This window comes from Streptomyces sp. NPDC001513, assembly GCF_042894695.1.
In the GTDB taxonomy this organism is placed as follows: Bacteria; Actinomycetota; Actinomycetes; order Streptomycetales; family Streptomycetaceae; genus Streptomyces.
This window is the reverse complement of record NZ_JBIAVU010000002.1, coordinates 552,962-567,111: the sequence shown is the minus strand read 5'-3', so window position 1 is coordinate 567,111 and position 14,150 is coordinate 552,962. Positions and strand designations below refer to the sequence as shown.

Below are 14,150 nucleotides of genomic sequence, written 5' to 3'. Positions count from 1 at the left end.
CGCGAAACCCTGGCAGAGCACGGCTCTGCCAGGGCAATCGGCATCACTCGCCCGAGCGAGCGGAAATCGGTCAGCCCTGGCGGGCCGCGATGCGCGCCGCGCGGGCGGCCAGGCGCTCGTCGAACTTCCGGGCCTCGCTGTCCAGGCCGTTCATGAAGAGGCCGAGCTCCTCCTGGGCCTTCTGGCCCTCGGGGCCGAGGCCGTCGATGTCCATGATCTTCAGGAAGCGGATCACGGGGCTCAGCACGTCGTCGTGGTGGATCCGCAGGTTGTAGACCCCGCCGATCGCCATCTGGGCGGCCATCCGCTCGAAGCCGGGCATGCCGTGTCCGGGCATCCGGAAGCCGACGACGACGTCCCGTACGGCCTGCATCGTCAGGTCCGGGGCGATCTCGAAGGCCGCGCCCAGCAGGTTGCGGTAGAAGATCATGTGCAGGTTCTCGTCCTGCGCGATGCGCGCCAGCATCCGGTCGCAGACCGGGTCACCGGACTGGTGACCGGTGTTGCGGTGCGAGATGCGGGTGGCGAGCTCCTGGAAGGCCACGTACGCCACCGAGTGCAGCATGGAGTGGCGGTTGTCGGACTCGAACCCCTCCGACATGTGCTGCATGCGGAACGCTTCCAGCTTGTCCGGGTCCACGGCGCGCGAGGCCAGCAGGTAGTCGCGCATCACGATGCCGTGGCGGCCCTCCTCGGCCGTCCAGCGGTGCACCCAGGTGCCCCAGGCGCCGTTGCGCCCGAAGAGGCTGGCGATCTCGTGGTGGTAGCTGGGGAGGTTGTCCTCGGTCAGCAGGTTCACGACCAGCGCGATCTTGCCGATGTCGGTGACCTTGGACTGCTGCGGGTCCCAGGCCTCGCCGTCCTCGAAGAAGCCCGGGAAGTTCCGGCCGTCGCTCCACGGGACGTACTCGTGGGGCATCCAGTCCTTGGTGACCTTCAGATGGCGGTTGAGCTCCTTCTCGACCACCTCTTCCAGCGCGAACAGCAGCTTGGCGTCGGTCCACGCCTCCGAGCTGCCGAGGTGGGGAGAGGTGATCGTCACGGGTACTCCTGGGTGCAAAGCGAATTACCTACGGTTCCGTAGCCTACGGAGTCGTAGGTTAAGCGCGACATCAAGGCCAGCCAACCCCCGGGCAGGTGTATGTCCGGTTACATCCAGTTATCTATGCAGTTTACGGCGGGTGTGAGAGGCCCCTGAGGGGGCAAAATCACGCCGTCAGGTGGATCGAAACTTTTACGCTTGACGCCCGGAACGGATTCCGCTTCGCCGCCGCCCGCGGCGTCGGGCGTCCGCGGGCGGCAGCGAAGCGGCTGGCGAAGCAGGCGGCGGCGGAGCCGGCCCGCTCACTCGTGCCAGAGGGTCTCCCGGACCTCCTCGGCCGTGGTCGGCCGCAGCTCCCCGTCCAGCAGCAGCCACCGCGTGATGCCGATCGACTCCAGGAACGGCACGTCGTGGCTCGCCACCACCAGGGCGCCCTCGTAGGACTCCAGCGCCCCGGTCAGCTGCCGCACGCTCGCCAGGTCGAGATTGTTCGTCGGCTCGTCGAGCATGAGCAGCTGCGGGGCGGGCTCCGCCAGCAGCAGCGCCGCCAGCGCCGCCCGGAACCGCTCGCCGCCCGACAGGGTGCCGGCCGGCCGGTCCGCCCGGGCGCCCCGGAAGAGGAAGTGCGCGAGCCGGGCCCGGACCACGTTGTTGGTGGCCTGCGGGGCGAACCGCGCCACGTTCTCCACGACCGTCCGGCTCTCGTCGAGCACGTCCAGCCGCTGCGGCAGGAACCGCGTGGTCACGTGCGTCTCCGTCGCCCCGGACTCCGGTGCGAGCTGCCCGGCGACCGTGCGCAGCAGCGTGGTCTTCCCCGAGCCGTTGCGGCCCACCAGGGCGATCCGCTCCGGCCCCCGAAGCTCCCACTCGCCCCGTACGCGGGCCCCGTGGACCAGGCGTAGATCGCTCAGGGTCAGTACGCGCCGCCCCGGCGGGACCTGCGTGGCGGGCAGCTTGATCCGGATCTCGTCGTCGTCGCGCACCGCCTCCACCGCCTGGTCCAGCCGCTCCTTCGCCTGTGCCAGCTTCTCGGTGTGCATGATCCGGTGCTTGCCGGCCGACTCCTGCGCGGCCCGTTTGCGCGCGCCCATCACGATCTTCGGCTCGCGCTTGTTCTCGAACATCTTCTGGCCGTACCGCTTGCGGCGGGCCAATTTGACCTGTGCGTCGGCCAGTTCGCGCTTCTGCCGCTGTACGTCGCCCTCCGCGACCCGGACCATCCGCTCGGCCGCGTCCTGTTCGGCGGCGAGCATCTCCTCGTAGGCCGTGAAGTTCCCTCCGTACCAGCGGACTTCGCCGTCGCGCAGATCGGCGATCTGATCGACCCGCTCCAGCAGCTCCCGGTCGTGGCTGACCACGAGCATCACCCCGGACCAGGACTCGACCGCCGCGTACAGCCGGCCCCGGGCGCGCAGGTCCAGGTTGTTGGTGGGCTCGTCCAGCAGCAGGACGTCGGGACGCGCGAGCAGCAGGGCGGCCAGCCGCAGCAGCACGGATTCGCCGCCCGAGAGCTCGCCGACGGTGCGGTCCAGGCCGATCCCGGCGAGACCGAGCTGGTCGAGCGCGGCCAGGGCCCGCTCCTCCACGTCCCAGTCGTCACCGACGGCCGTGAAGTTCGACTCGGTGGCCTCGCCCGCCTCGATGGCGTGGAGGGCGGTGCGGACGGTGCGGATGCCGAGCGCCTCGTCGACGCGCAGCGCGGTGTCGAGGGTGACCGTCTGGGGGAGGTATCCGACCGAGCCGGAGACGGACGACTGGCCGCCGGACGGGGTCAGTTGACCGGCGATCAGCTTCAGCAGGGTGGACTTCCCGCAGCCGTTCAGGCCGATCAGACCGGTGCGGCCGGGGCCGACGGCGAGGTGGAAACCGTCGAAGACGGGAGTGCCGTCGGGCCAGTCGAAGGACAGGGCGGAGCAGGTGATGAAAGCAGGGGCGTGGCTCATGGAGGCCTCCAGGTTGCGTGAGTGGTGCGTGCAACGCGGGGAGACAGCCGACGCTCAGCCGGTGACGACGGGGGTCACGGTGGTCGGTGGTCGGTGTCTCGAACCTCAGACGAGCAATGTCCTGCTCCGTTTCGACGGCAATGGGCCGTCAACGACGCTACGGGCGGCCGGAGCCGCCCGCAATCGAATAACCGACGGGCCGGGTTCAGCAGGTGTCGCGCATCAGCTCGGCCAGGCTGTGGTCCATGTCGAGGTACAGGTGCTCCAGGCCCGGCGGCACCACGGCCGCCGCCCGCTCCAGGAACCGGTGCAGCTCGGCCGTCAGCATCAGCACGATCGCGACGCCCTCCGCCGCGTGGAACTCGATCGTCGTCCGGTCACCGTCGTACGGGCGCACCCGTACGTCGCCACGGCCCGACGGGCGGTCCAGCCCGGACTCCAGCAGCTCGCGCGAGAAGGTCCACGACACCTCGATCCCCTCCAGCGTCGCCGGAGCGGGGAAGGCCATCCGCACGGCGAACGGATCCGCACGGTCGTAGCAGAGGGTGACGGGAACGGTCTCGACCTTCGGCGCGGTGGCGACCAGACGGGCCTGTGCGGCCTGCTCGATGACAGTGATCAAGGCTCACTCCCTTGCGGCGGATCTGCTGCCGGGCTTTGGGGGGTGGAGTCCGGCAACCCGATAGACGCCGGAATCGGCAAATCCGTGCATGGGCAGTTGCGTGAGCTGTGTCACCGATTGGCCGGAACCCATCTGTGCGATCGCACAGAGTGACCGTGGGAGGGAAGTCGCCCGAAGGAGGGCCACCGGTTCCCTCAGGCCCCCGAGCGGCCACAGAAGGGCTGGTAACCGCTCACTCCACAGGCCCAAAGCCCGCCCGGGTCCCGCCGCGCACCGTCCCGTCCGCCGCGGTCCCGCCGGCTCCCCGCGCATCCGGGAAGGTACTCTGGACGGCGAAACCGGGGTGCGTTAGCTTCCGGCGCCATGAGACTTCTGGAAGTGGGAGCGGGCCTGTGCGCGGCGGCCCTGGTGGTGGGGGCGCTGGCCGCCCCCGCCCAGGCCGGGACGGCCCCGGGGAGCCCGGCCGGGCAACCGTCCGAACCGACCGCCGAGGCCCTGGTGGCGCAGGACTTACGGGGCGCGGGCTGGGGGCTGAAGGACACCGGGAAGACCGCACGCTTCCGGGGGCTCGCGGCGGTCAGCCGCAGCACGGCCTGGGTGGCCGGTTCCCAGGGGACCGTGCTGCGCACGATGGACGGCGGCCGCAGCTGGCAGGACGTCTCGCCGCCCGGAGCGGTCGCGGAGGGGCTGGAGCTGCGCGACATCGAGGCCTTCGACGCCCGCCGCGCGGTGGCCCTGTCCATCGGGGAGGGCGAGGCCTCCAGGGTGCTGCGCACCGAGGACGGCGGCGCCACCTGGACCGAGACCTTCCGCAACCCCGACCCGCGCGCCTTCTACGACTGCCTGACCTTCTTCGACGCCCGGCACGGACTGGCGATGAGCGATCCGGTGGACGGCAGGTTCCGCATCCTGTCCACGGACGACGGCGGGCGGAACTGGCGGGTCCTGCCCGCCTCCGGCATGCCCGAGGCGCTGCCCGGCGAGGCGGGCTTCGCCGCGAGCGGCCAGTGCCTGGTCAGCGCGGGCCCGCGCGACGTCTGGCTGGCCACCGGCGGCGGGGCGAGCGCGCGGGTCCTGCACTCCGCTGACCGCGGTCTGACCTGGCGGGTCGCCGAATCCACCGTCCCGGCGGGCGACCCGGCGCGCGGGGTCTTCGCCCTCGCCTTCCGCGACCGTACGAGGGGACTCGCGGTCGGCGGCGACTACCGCACCGGGCAGGCCTCCCCGCAGGCCGCGGCCGTCTCCTCCGACGGGGGACGCAGCTGGCGGCAGGCGGCGGCCCCGCCGCCGGCGTACCGCTCGGGCGCGGCCTGGTTCCCGTACAGCCGGGGGACGGCCCTCGCGGTGGGCCCGACGGGCACGGACGTGACCACGGACGGCGGCCGCAGCTGGCGGCCGCTGGAGCCGGGCTCCTTCGACACGGTCGACTGCGCGGCGGACACCGGGTGCTGGGCGGCGGGGGAGAAGGGCCGGGTGGCACGGCTGGAGCGGCGCTGACCGGCCCCGCCGTCCGCGCCGGCAGACGAGCCGGCCCGGACAGGACCTAGACCACCGGGTTCTCGCGCACCGTGGCCAGGTCCGCCGAGGTCTTCGTGGCGATGAACTCGGTGATGCGGTAGGCGCAGACGCCCGCCACGGTGAAGGGGTCCTCGGTCGCGATCTTCTCGATCTCGGCCCGGGACACCCCTCCGGCGAGGATCACGCCTCCGTCGCGCGGGACCTTGCGGCCCGAGGCGAGGAAGACCCCCGCGGCGTAGTGGCCGTCCAGCCAGGCGATGTGCGCGTCCATCTCCTCCTCGACGGCCTCGACGGGGGCGGTGTAGGTGAGCTCCATGACGAACATGATCGTCAGGCTACTCTCGCTCCATCATGACGAGTGTGAAGACCCCGGCCGACGAGGCCGAAGCCCGCGCGATACAGGACGAACTGCGCCATCAGGTCGTGCTCACCGAGCCCGGTCCCCCGCCCGGCCTCGGGCTGGTCACGGGCGTGGACGTGGCCTACGACGACGAGCGCGACCTGGTCGCCGCCGCGGCCGTGGTGCTCGACGCCGCCACCCTGGAGGTCGTCGAGGAGGCCACCGCCGTCGGGCACGTCAGCTTTCCGTACGTGCCCGGGTTGCTCGCCTTCCGCGAGCTGCCGACCGTACTGGCCGCCCTCGACGCCCTGACCACCGGGCCCGGCCTCGTCGTCTGCGACGGCTACGGCCTCGCCCACCCGCGCGGCTTCGGCCTCGCCTGCCACCTCGGCGTGGTCACGGGTCTCCCGACGATCGGCGTCGCGAAGAACCCGTTCACCTTCACCCACGAGGAGCCGGGCGCCCGGCGGGGCGACGCCGCCGCGCTGCTCGCCGCCGACGGGGCCGAGGTCGGGCGGGCGCTGCGGACGCAGGACGGGATCAAGCCGGTCTACGTCTCCGTCGGGCACCGGGTCTCGCTGGACAACGCCTGCGCGCACGCCCTGGCCCTGAGCCCCCGCTTCCGGATCCCCGAGACCACCCGGCACGCCGACTCCCTGTGCCGCCGCGCCCTGCGCGAGGCCACCGCCTAGGCCGCTTCCCCCGAATTCGCCCGGCCCAACCGGCCCCGGCGGCGTCAGCGGGCGTCGGCCACCCGGAAGGTGATCCCCGCCTTCTGCAGGCGGTCGACGAGGGCGTCGCCCATCGCCACGGCCGTCGTCAGCTGTCCGGCGGCCTCCGGCAGGGCGTCGTGGGCGAGGCACAGCGCCGACTCCGCCAGCATCTTCGCGGTCTCCGTGTAGCCCGGGTCGCCGCCCGACACCTCGGTGAACACGCGGCGACCGCCGCCCTCGCCCACGAACCGCAGGCTGAACCAGCTGCGCGCGCGGCGCTCCGCGTCCGGCCCCGCGCCCGGCTCCCAGCGGTTCATCAGCCACTGCCGGGCCTGCGGCACCTGCGCCAGGGCCACCGTCGCGCCCAGCGCCGCCGTACCGCCGACCGCGACCGGGAGGTGCTTGACGGAGGCGTAGTGCCGGTAGCGGAAGTCCGGGCCGTACCGCTCCAGGGCGGCCGCGGACCGGGCCACGATCCGCGGGTCCAGGGTGGGCAGGGGCATCGCCCAGGTGCCGGTCTCCCGGCTGAACCGCGGCGCGCCCGCCGGCCCGCGGGCCCGCCGCCCGAGCAGCCGGGGCTCGTGCAGCCGGCGCTCCCGGGCGGCGGCCAGGGTCTGGGGGCCGCGGGACAGCGCGGTCAGGGCGGAGGCCAGGGTCCCGCCGGAGAACAGGGCGTTGGACCGCACGAACCCGTCGACCGTCAGCGGTACGCCCTCCGGCAGCTGCCCGACCGTGAAGTACGCCCCGAGGTCGGCCGGGATCGAGTCGAAGCCGCAGGCGTGGACGAGGCGCGCACCGGTCTCCCGGGCGCGCGCGTCGTGCTCCACGTACATCCGGTCCACGAACTCCGGCTCGCCGGTGAGGTCCACGTAGTCGGTGCCCGCGCGGGCGCAGGCGGCCACGAGCTCGGCCCCGTACCAGACGTACGGCCCCACGGTCGTGGCCAGCACCCGCGTGGACGCGGCCAGCTCGCGCAGGGCCCCGGCGTCGGCGGCGTCCGCCCGCAGCAGCGGCAGCGCCGCGCACGCCGGATCGATCGCGGCCAGCCGCTCGCGCAGCCGCTCCAGCTTCGCGAGGTCCCGGCCGGCGAGGGCCCAGCGGCAGCCCGCGGGCGCGTGGGCGGCCAGGTACTCGGCGGTGAGCGCCCCCACGAAGCCGGTGGCGCCGAAGAGCACGACGTCGTAGGCCCGTTCCGGCCGGTCCTGCGGGACCCGTGCGTTCATGAGCGCTCCTCCCAGGGGGGTTGTCGGTGGTGTCGGTGGCCGAGGCTAGCGTGACGCCCGGCCGTCCGCGCGGGCAGGTGTGACCGGAACCGCTCCCTGAAGCGAACCCCGAGCAGACCCCGAAGAGAACAGCGCCCCGGGAACGGCCTTGAGGCCGCGCCCGGGGCGCTGCGTGAGTCACCTGCCGGTGGATCAGCCCTGCTGGTACAGGCCGAAGAGGTCGACGACGAGGTCGATGTCCTCCCAGCCCTGGTTCCAGAAGTCGACGATGCCGTTGCTCCCGGTGCTCGCCTGGACCAGGTTCGGGACGGTGTCGCCCTTCGTCCAGTTCAGGTTCGAGGAGTTGGGCGGCGTCGGCCAGCTCTCGGTGCCGTTGTCGTAGTCGTCCATCGAGTTCGGGTCCGGGGTGACCGTGAGGAACCCGTCGCCGTTCGTGTTGGTGACCGTGGAGTTCATCACGAAGCCCGTGATGCTCGGCGCGTTGTACGAGAGCGGCATGTAGACGTAGCTACGGGCGCCCAGCGGGCCCCAGGCCCAGCTCGCCGCGTCGCGGGTGTCGAGCAGACGCTCCGGCTCGAGCGGTATGAAGGCGCTCGTGCTGTCCTTGCTGTAGAAGCCCACGACGTCGACGACGACGTCGGTGCCGGCCCAGGCGCCGTTGAAGACGCTGATCTTGCCGTCCGCGCCGACGGGGACGATCACCGAGTTGGCGATCGTCTGGCCGGGGGTGAAGTTCAGGTTGGACGCGGTCGGGGTGGCGCCGCCGCCCGGGAAGACCGACAGGTGGCCGGCTTCCTTCGGGTTGGTGACGGTCACGTTGAGCGCCACGGCGGTGATGCCCTGGGGCACGCCGCGCAGGCCGCTGATCTGGGTGGAGAAGGTCTTCCGGCCGCCGAGCTGGCCCTTGACCGTGCCGAGGCCCTCGCGGGTGTCGACGAAGCGGGACGGGGTGATCGGGGTGTAGCCGCTGGACGCGGTGGAGCTGAAGTAGCCCGTGACGTCCGCGATCAGGTCGACCGACTGGCCGCCGCGGTTGGCCAGCTCGACGTAGCCGTTCTTGCCCACGGGCACGATGACCAGGTTCGGGACGGTCTGACCGGCCTTGAAGTTGACGTTCGACGTGGTCGGACGGTCGGTGCCCTCGGGGAACGCCGTGATGTGTCCGGCGGACGTGGTGTTGGTGACCGTGATGTTGAGGACCACGGCGGTGACCCCGGCGGGGATCGTGCCGTTGCCGCCGACCTTCACGCGGGTGGAGCCGTACGGGGCGACCTTGCCCTTGGCGGCGCCGGTCCCGTCGCGGGTGTCGAGGAGGCGGGTGGGCGCGTACGGGGTGAAGTCCGAGCCCTGGGTGACGAACACGACCTCGTTCACGGCCGACACGGCGTTGGCGGTGTCCTTGACGGTGACCTTGACCGTGTAGGAGCCGACCTCGGCGTAGGTGTGCGGGGTGGTGAGCGTGGTGTCGCCGGACGCGCTCAGCACGTCCGTCTTGCCGTCGCCCCAGTTGACGGTGACCTCGAGGGCGCTGGGGGCGCTCGTGATGACGGTGTCCAGCTCGACGCCGTGCGCCGTGGTGCCGTAGGCGTACACACCGACCGCGAGGTCGGGGTTGGCGGCGACGGACTGCGCCTGCGGGGCGGCGGCCGCCCCGGCCTTCCCGGCGGGCAGGGTCTTGCGGACCGAGCGCTCGGCGGGGCTGGTGAAGGTGTGACCCTTCGACTTGGAACCCTTGGTCTTGCCCAGGTCCAGGTCGGGAACGGTCGCACCGTGGGCGTCGGGGTGAGCCGGATCGGCCTGTGCCACGCCCGGGATGAGACCCACGCCTGCTGCGATTGCGGCAGCGGAAATTACAAGTCGGCGACTGCGCACCGGCCCCCCATATTTCTGGTTGAACGCTTGAACAAGTTCGAAAGCGTGTTCAGAGTACACAGCCGCACAGCGATTGATCAGGGGGGTGGCACTACATCTTGGCCTCGCTTTCGCCGATCCAAACATCAGGCGCCGACCGATACCGGCCCCACGCCGCCCGGGGGCTTGTGCTCGGTGGAACACGTTCCTAGCATCACTGGTGTTACATCAGTTGTGTCATACAGCAGCACACCTCGCACACCAGAGCCGCTGGGGGCCCGATGGCAGTGACAGGGAACGGGAACCGGGACGCGAGCGGGCCCGGCCCGCTCGCCGGATTGCGCGTCGTCGAGCTGGCGGGCATCGGCCCCGGACCGTTCGCCGCCATGCTCCTCGCCGACCTGGGCGCGGACGTCGTACGGGTGGACCGGCCCGGCGGCGGCGGGCTCGCCGTCAACCCCGCCTACGACGTCACCAACCGCAACAAGCGCTCCGTCCTGGTCGACCTGAAGTCCGCCGACGGGCCCGCCCGCGTCCTGGACCTGGTCGAGCGGGCCGACGTCCTCGTCGAGGGGTTCCGCCCCGGGGTCGCCGAACGGCTCGGCGTCGGCCCGGCCGACTGCCACGCCCGCAACCCGAAGCTCGTCTACGGGCGGATGACCGGCTGGGGCCAGGAGGGCCCGCTCGCGCAGAGCGCCGGGCACGACATCGCGTACATCGCCGTCACCGGCGCCCTCGGCATGATCGGAAACCCGGGGGAGCCGCCGGCCATCCCCGCCAACCTGGTCGGGGACTACGCGGGCGGCTCGCTCTACCTGGTGATCGGGGTCCTCGCCGCGCTCCAGCACGCCCGGACCACCGGCACCGGCCAGGTCGTCGACGCGGCCATCGTCGACGGCACCGCCCACCTCACCGCCATGATCCACGGGATGATGGCGGCCGGCGGCTGGCAGGACCGCCGCGGGGCCAACCTGCTCGACGGCGGCTGCCCCTTCTACGGCACCTACGAGACCTCCGACGGCGGGTACATGGCGGTCGGCGCGCTGGAGCAGCAGTTCTACGACACCTTCGTGGAACTCCTCGGCATCAAGGACGAGGCCCCGGCCCGCAAGGACCTGGCCCGCTGGGGCGAACTGCGCGAGGTGGTCGCCGCACGCTTCAGGACCCGTACGCGCGAGGAGTGGACGGCCGTCTTCGAGGGCACCGACGCCTGTGTGGCGCCCGTGCTCTCGCTGCGCGAGGCCCCGCACCACCCGCACCTGGCCGCCCGCGCCACCTTCACCGAGTTCGGCGGGATCACCCAGCCCGCACCGGCGCCCCGCTTCTCCGCGACCCCGGCCGCCGTCACCGGGGGCCCGGCCCAGCCGGGTGCGCACACCGAATCCGTGGCCGCCGACTGGGACGTACCGGCCCTGCTCCCGAAGGACGTCTGATGGAACTGTCGATGATGCTCGACTACGCCGGTGACCCGCGGCAGGCGGCGGACCGGGCGGCCGAGCTGGAGGCGGCCGGGCTCGACGCCGTGTGGGTGGCCGAGGCCTGGGGCTTCGACTCCCCGACGATCATGGGATACCTGGCCGCCCGCACCGAGCGCATGAAGATCGGCTCGGCCATCCTCAACGTCTACTCGCGCACCCCCGGCCTCATCGCCCAGACCGCCGCCGGCCTGGACGCGCTCTCCGGCGGCCGGGCCCTGCTCGGCCTCGGCGCCTCCGGCCCGCAGGTCGTCGAGGGCTGGCACGGGAAGCCGTACGACAAGCCGCTAGGCCGGACCCGCGAGACCGTCGAGCTGTGCCGCCGCATCTGGCGCCGCGAGACGATCGACCATCACGGCATCACCGACATGCCGCTGCCCCCGGAGCGGGGCAGCGGGCTGGGCAAGCCCCTGAAGATCCTCACCCGGCCCGTCCGCGACGCGATCCCCGTCTACATCGCCTCGCTCGGCCCGGCCAACGTGCGGATGACCGCCGAGATCGCCGACGGCTGGCTGCCGACCCTCTTCATCCCGGAGAAGGCCGGCGCGGTGTGGGGCGGGCCCCTCGCCGAGGGCGCGGCCAAGCGGGCGCCGGAGCTCGGCCCGCTGCAGACCGTCGCCGGGGGCCTGCTCGCCATCGGCGAGGACGCGGCCGCCGTACGGGACCTCGCGCGCCCGCAGATCGCCCTGTACGTCGGCGGCATGGGCGCGGTCGGCAAGAACTTCTACAACGACCTCGCCGTGGCCTACGGCTACGAGGAGGAGGCCCGCACGATCCAGGAGCTCTACCTCTCCGGCCGCAAGCGCGACGCGGCCGCCGCCGTGCCGGACGAGTTCTGCGAGCTGATGACCCTGTGCGGGCCCGAGGGCTACGTGCGCGAGCGCGTCGAGGCCTTCCGGGAGGCGGGCGTCACCATGCTCAACGTCACTCCCGTCGGGGCCGAGCCGGCCCGGCTGATCGAAACCGTCAAGAACTGGCTTTAGGGAGCCGACCGATGAAACGCCAGATCTTCGACGCCGACCACGAGGCGTTCCGCGAGACCGTGCGCACCTTCCTCACCAAGGAGGTGCTGCCGCACTACGACCAGTGGGAGAAGGACGGCATCGTCAGCCGCGAGGCCTGGCGGGCCGCGGGCCGGCAGGGGCTGCTGGGCCTCGCCGTCCCCGAGGAGTACGGCGGGGGCGGGAACACCGACTTCCGCTACGCCGCCGTGATCGCGGAGGAGTTCACCCGCGCGGGCGCCCCCGGGCTGGCCATCGGCCTGCACAACGACATCATCGGCCCGTACCTGACCTCGCTCGCCACCGAGGAGCAGAAGCGCCGCTGGCTGCCCGGATTCTGCTCCGGTGAGACCATCACCGCCATCGCGATGACCGAGCCCGGGGCGGGCTCCGACCTCCAGGGGATCCGGACCACCGCCGAGGACCGCGGCGACCACTGGGTGCTGAACGGCTCCAAGACCTTCATCTCCAACGGCATCCTCGCCGACCTGGTGATCGTGGTCGCCAAGACCACCCCCGAGGGCGGGGCGCACGGACTGTCGCTGCTGGTCGTCGAGCGCGGCGCGGAGGGCTTCGAGCGCGGCCGCAACCTCGACAAGATCGGCCAGAAGTCCCAGGACACCGCCGAGCTGTTCTTCACCGACGTACGCGTCCCGAAGGAGAACCTGCTCGGCGAGCCGAACGGGGCCTTCGTCCACCTGATGACGAATCTCGCGCAGGAGCGGATGGGCATCGCGATGGCCGGCATCGCCGCCGCCGAGCACCTGCTGGAGATCACCACGCAGTACGTGAAGGAGCGCGAGGCCTTCGGCCGTCCGCTCTCCAAGCTCCAGCACATCCGCTTCGAGATCGCGGAGATGGCCACCGAGGTCGCGGTCACCCGGACCTTCCTCGACCGGTGCATCACCGACCACTCGAACGGCGAACTGGACCACGTGCACGCCTCGATGGCCAAGTGGTGGGCCACCGAGCTGCAGAAGCGCGTCGCCGACCGCTGTCTGCAACTCCACGGCGGCTACGGATACATGACCGAATACCGGGTCGCGCGGGCCTTCACCGACGGCCGCATCCAGACCATCTACGGCGGCACGACCGAGATCATGAAAGAGATCATCGGCCGCTCCCTCCTCGGCTGAACCTCCCGGACCCTTCCCGGAACCCTTCCGCCCAGAACACTCCGAAAGGCTTGACCAGTGAGCACCGAAGCTTACGTATACGACGCGATCCGCACCCCGCGCGGCCGCGGCAAGGCCAATGGCTCCCTGCACGGCACCAAGCCGATCGATCTGGTCGTCGGACTCATCGACGCCCTGCGCGAGCGCAACCCCGGCCTGGACCCCGCCACCATCGACGACATCGTGCTCGGCGTCGTCGGCCCGGTCGGCGACCAGGGCTCCGACATCGCCCGGATCGCGGCCATCGCCGCGGGCCTCCCGGACACGGTGGCCGGCGTACAGGAGAACCGCTTCTGCGCCTCCGGCCTTGAGGCCGTCAACCTGGCCGCCGCCAAGGTCCGTTCCGGCTGGGAGGACCTGGTCCTCGCGGGCGGCGTGGAGTCCATGTCCCGCGTCCCGATGGCCTCGGACGGCGGCGCCTGGTTCAACGACCCGATGACGAACTGGGACGTCAACTTCGTCCCGCAGGGCATCGGCGCCGACCTGATCGCCACCATCGAGGGATTCTCCCGGCGCGACGTGGACGAGTACGCCGCCCTCTCGCAGGAGCGCGCCGCCGCCGCCATCAAGGAGGGCCGCTTCGCGAAGTCGGTCGTCCCGGTCACCGACCGCAACGGCCTGGTCGTCCTGGACCACGACGAGTTCGTCCGCCCCGGCACCACCGCCGACACCCTCGCCAAGCTGAAGCCCTCCTTCGCGGACATCGGCGAGCTCGGCGGCTTCGACGCGGTCGCGCTGCAGAAGTACCACTGGGTCGAGAAGATCGACCACGTCCACCACGCGGGCAACTCCTCCGGCATCGTCGACGGCGCCTCGCTCGTCGCCATCGGCTCCCGCGAGGCGGGCGAGCGCAACGGGCTGACCCCGCGCGCCCGGATCGTCTCCGCCGCCGTGTCCGGCTCCGAGCCCACCATCATGCTCACCGGCCCCGCCCCCGCCACCCGCAAGGCCCTCGCCAAGGCCGGCCTGACCATCGACGACATCGACCTGGTCGAGATCAACGAGGCGTTCGCCGGCGTCGTGCTGCGCTTCGTCAAGGACATGGGCCTGTCCCTGGACAAGGTCAACGTCAACGGCGGCGCCATCGCGCTCGGCCACCCGCTCGGCGCCACCGGCGCCATGATCCTCGGCACGATCGTCGACGAGCTGGAGCGCCAGGACAAGCGCTACGGCCTCGTCACCCTCTGCGTCGGCGGCGGCATGGGCGTCGCCACCATCGTCGAACGACTCTGAACCGTCCTGTCCCC

At 71.9% G+C, this 14,150-nt stretch carries 12 protein-coding genes; 6 read left to right on the top strand and 6 right to left on the bottom strand.

What is annotated here, in order from left to right:
• Positions 1-70: 70 nt before the first annotated feature.
• From ACFYZ4_RS06155 to ACFYZ4_RS06145, 3 genes are all read right to left on the bottom strand, one after another.
• Entirely contained in the window at positions 71-1,042 is a 972-nt protein-coding gene (locus tag ACFYZ4_RS06155; RefSeq protein WP_351291900.1) for an acyl-ACP desaturase, read from the bottom strand.
• Between the two features lie 302 nt (positions 1,043-1,344).
• A complete protein-coding gene (locus tag ACFYZ4_RS06150) occupies positions 1,345-2,985 on the bottom strand; it encodes an ABC-F family ATP-binding cassette domain-containing protein (RefSeq protein ID WP_390783194.1) in 1,641 nt (546 codons plus the stop codon).
• A 205-nt stretch (positions 2,986-3,190) separates the two neighbouring features.
• On the bottom strand, positions 3,191-3,607 hold the full coding sequence (locus tag ACFYZ4_RS06145) for an SsgA family sporulation/cell division regulator (RefSeq protein WP_351291896.1): 417 nt from the start codon (positions 3,605-3,607) through the stop codon (positions 3,191-3,193).
• Positions 3,608-3,970: 363 nt separating this feature from the next.
• Here ACFYZ4_RS06145 and ACFYZ4_RS06140 point away from each other — a divergent pair, with 363 nt between their 5' ends.
• On the top strand, positions 3,971-5,104 hold the full coding sequence (locus ACFYZ4_RS06140; RefSeq protein WP_390783193.1) for a WD40/YVTN/BNR-like repeat-containing protein: 1,134 nt from the start codon (positions 3,971-3,973) through the stop codon (positions 5,102-5,104).
• A gap of 46 nt (positions 5,105-5,150) precedes the next feature.
• On the opposite strand, the gene ACFYZ4_RS06135 is transcribed toward ACFYZ4_RS06140, so the two are convergent.
• Positions 5,151-5,450: a YciI family protein gene (locus tag ACFYZ4_RS06135; protein WP_390783192.1), complete on the bottom strand. Its 300-nt coding sequence runs from the start codon at positions 5,448-5,450 to the stop codon at positions 5,151-5,153.
• Between the two features lie 26 nt (positions 5,451-5,476).
• On the opposite strand from ACFYZ4_RS06135, the gene ACFYZ4_RS06130 reads away from it, so the two are divergent.
• Positions 5,477-6,157 (top strand): endonuclease V, encoded by a 681-nt coding sequence (locus ACFYZ4_RS06130; RefSeq protein ID WP_351598805.1) that lies wholly within the window; start codon positions 5,477-5,479, stop codon positions 6,155-6,157.
• A gap of 44 nt (positions 6,158-6,201) precedes the next feature.
• On the opposite strand, the gene ACFYZ4_RS06125 is transcribed toward ACFYZ4_RS06130, so the two are convergent.
• Both ACFYZ4_RS06125 and ACFYZ4_RS06120 read right to left on the bottom strand, forming a co-directional pair.
• Positions 6,202-7,401, bottom strand: coding sequence for a saccharopine dehydrogenase family protein (locus ACFYZ4_RS06125; protein WP_390783191.1), 1,200 nt, complete (start codon positions 7,399-7,401; stop codon positions 6,202-6,204).
• Between the two features lie 192 nt (positions 7,402-7,593).
• Positions 7,594-9,207 (bottom strand): PKD domain-containing protein, encoded by a 1,614-nt coding sequence (locus ACFYZ4_RS06120; protein ID WP_390783190.1) that lies wholly within the window; start codon positions 9,205-9,207, stop codon positions 7,594-7,596.
• Positions 9,208-9,533: 326 nt separating this feature from the next.
• Here ACFYZ4_RS06120 and ACFYZ4_RS06115 point away from each other — a divergent pair, with 326 nt between their 5' ends.
• Genes ACFYZ4_RS06115 through ACFYZ4_RS06100 form a run of 4 tightly spaced genes read left to right on the top strand, consistent with a single transcriptional unit; the run spans position 9,534 to position 14,136 of the window.
• Positions 9,534-10,685, top strand: coding sequence for a CaiB/BaiF CoA transferase family protein (locus ACFYZ4_RS06115; protein WP_390783189.1), 1,152 nt, complete (start codon positions 9,534-9,536; stop codon positions 10,683-10,685).
• The gene (locus tag ACFYZ4_RS06110) at positions 10,685-11,710 is read left to right on the top strand and encodes an LLM class F420-dependent oxidoreductase (RefSeq protein WP_390783188.1); all 1,026 of its coding nucleotides are present in this window, start codon (positions 10,685-10,687) and stop codon (positions 11,708-11,710) included. Before ACFYZ4_RS06115 ends, ACFYZ4_RS06110 begins: the two co-directional genes overlap by 1 nt.
• A gap of 11 nt (positions 11,711-11,721) precedes the next feature.
• The gene (locus ACFYZ4_RS06105) at positions 11,722-12,864 is read left to right on the top strand and encodes an acyl-CoA dehydrogenase family protein (protein WP_351592745.1); all 1,143 of its coding nucleotides are present in this window, start codon (positions 11,722-11,724) and stop codon (positions 12,862-12,864) included.
• A 57-nt stretch (positions 12,865-12,921) separates the two neighbouring features.
• Positions 12,922-14,136 (top strand): acetyl-CoA C-acetyltransferase, encoded by a 1,215-nt coding sequence (locus ACFYZ4_RS06100; protein ID WP_384341774.1) that lies wholly within the window; start codon positions 12,922-12,924, stop codon positions 14,134-14,136.
• The last annotated feature ends 14 nt before the right edge of the window (positions 14,137-14,150 follow it).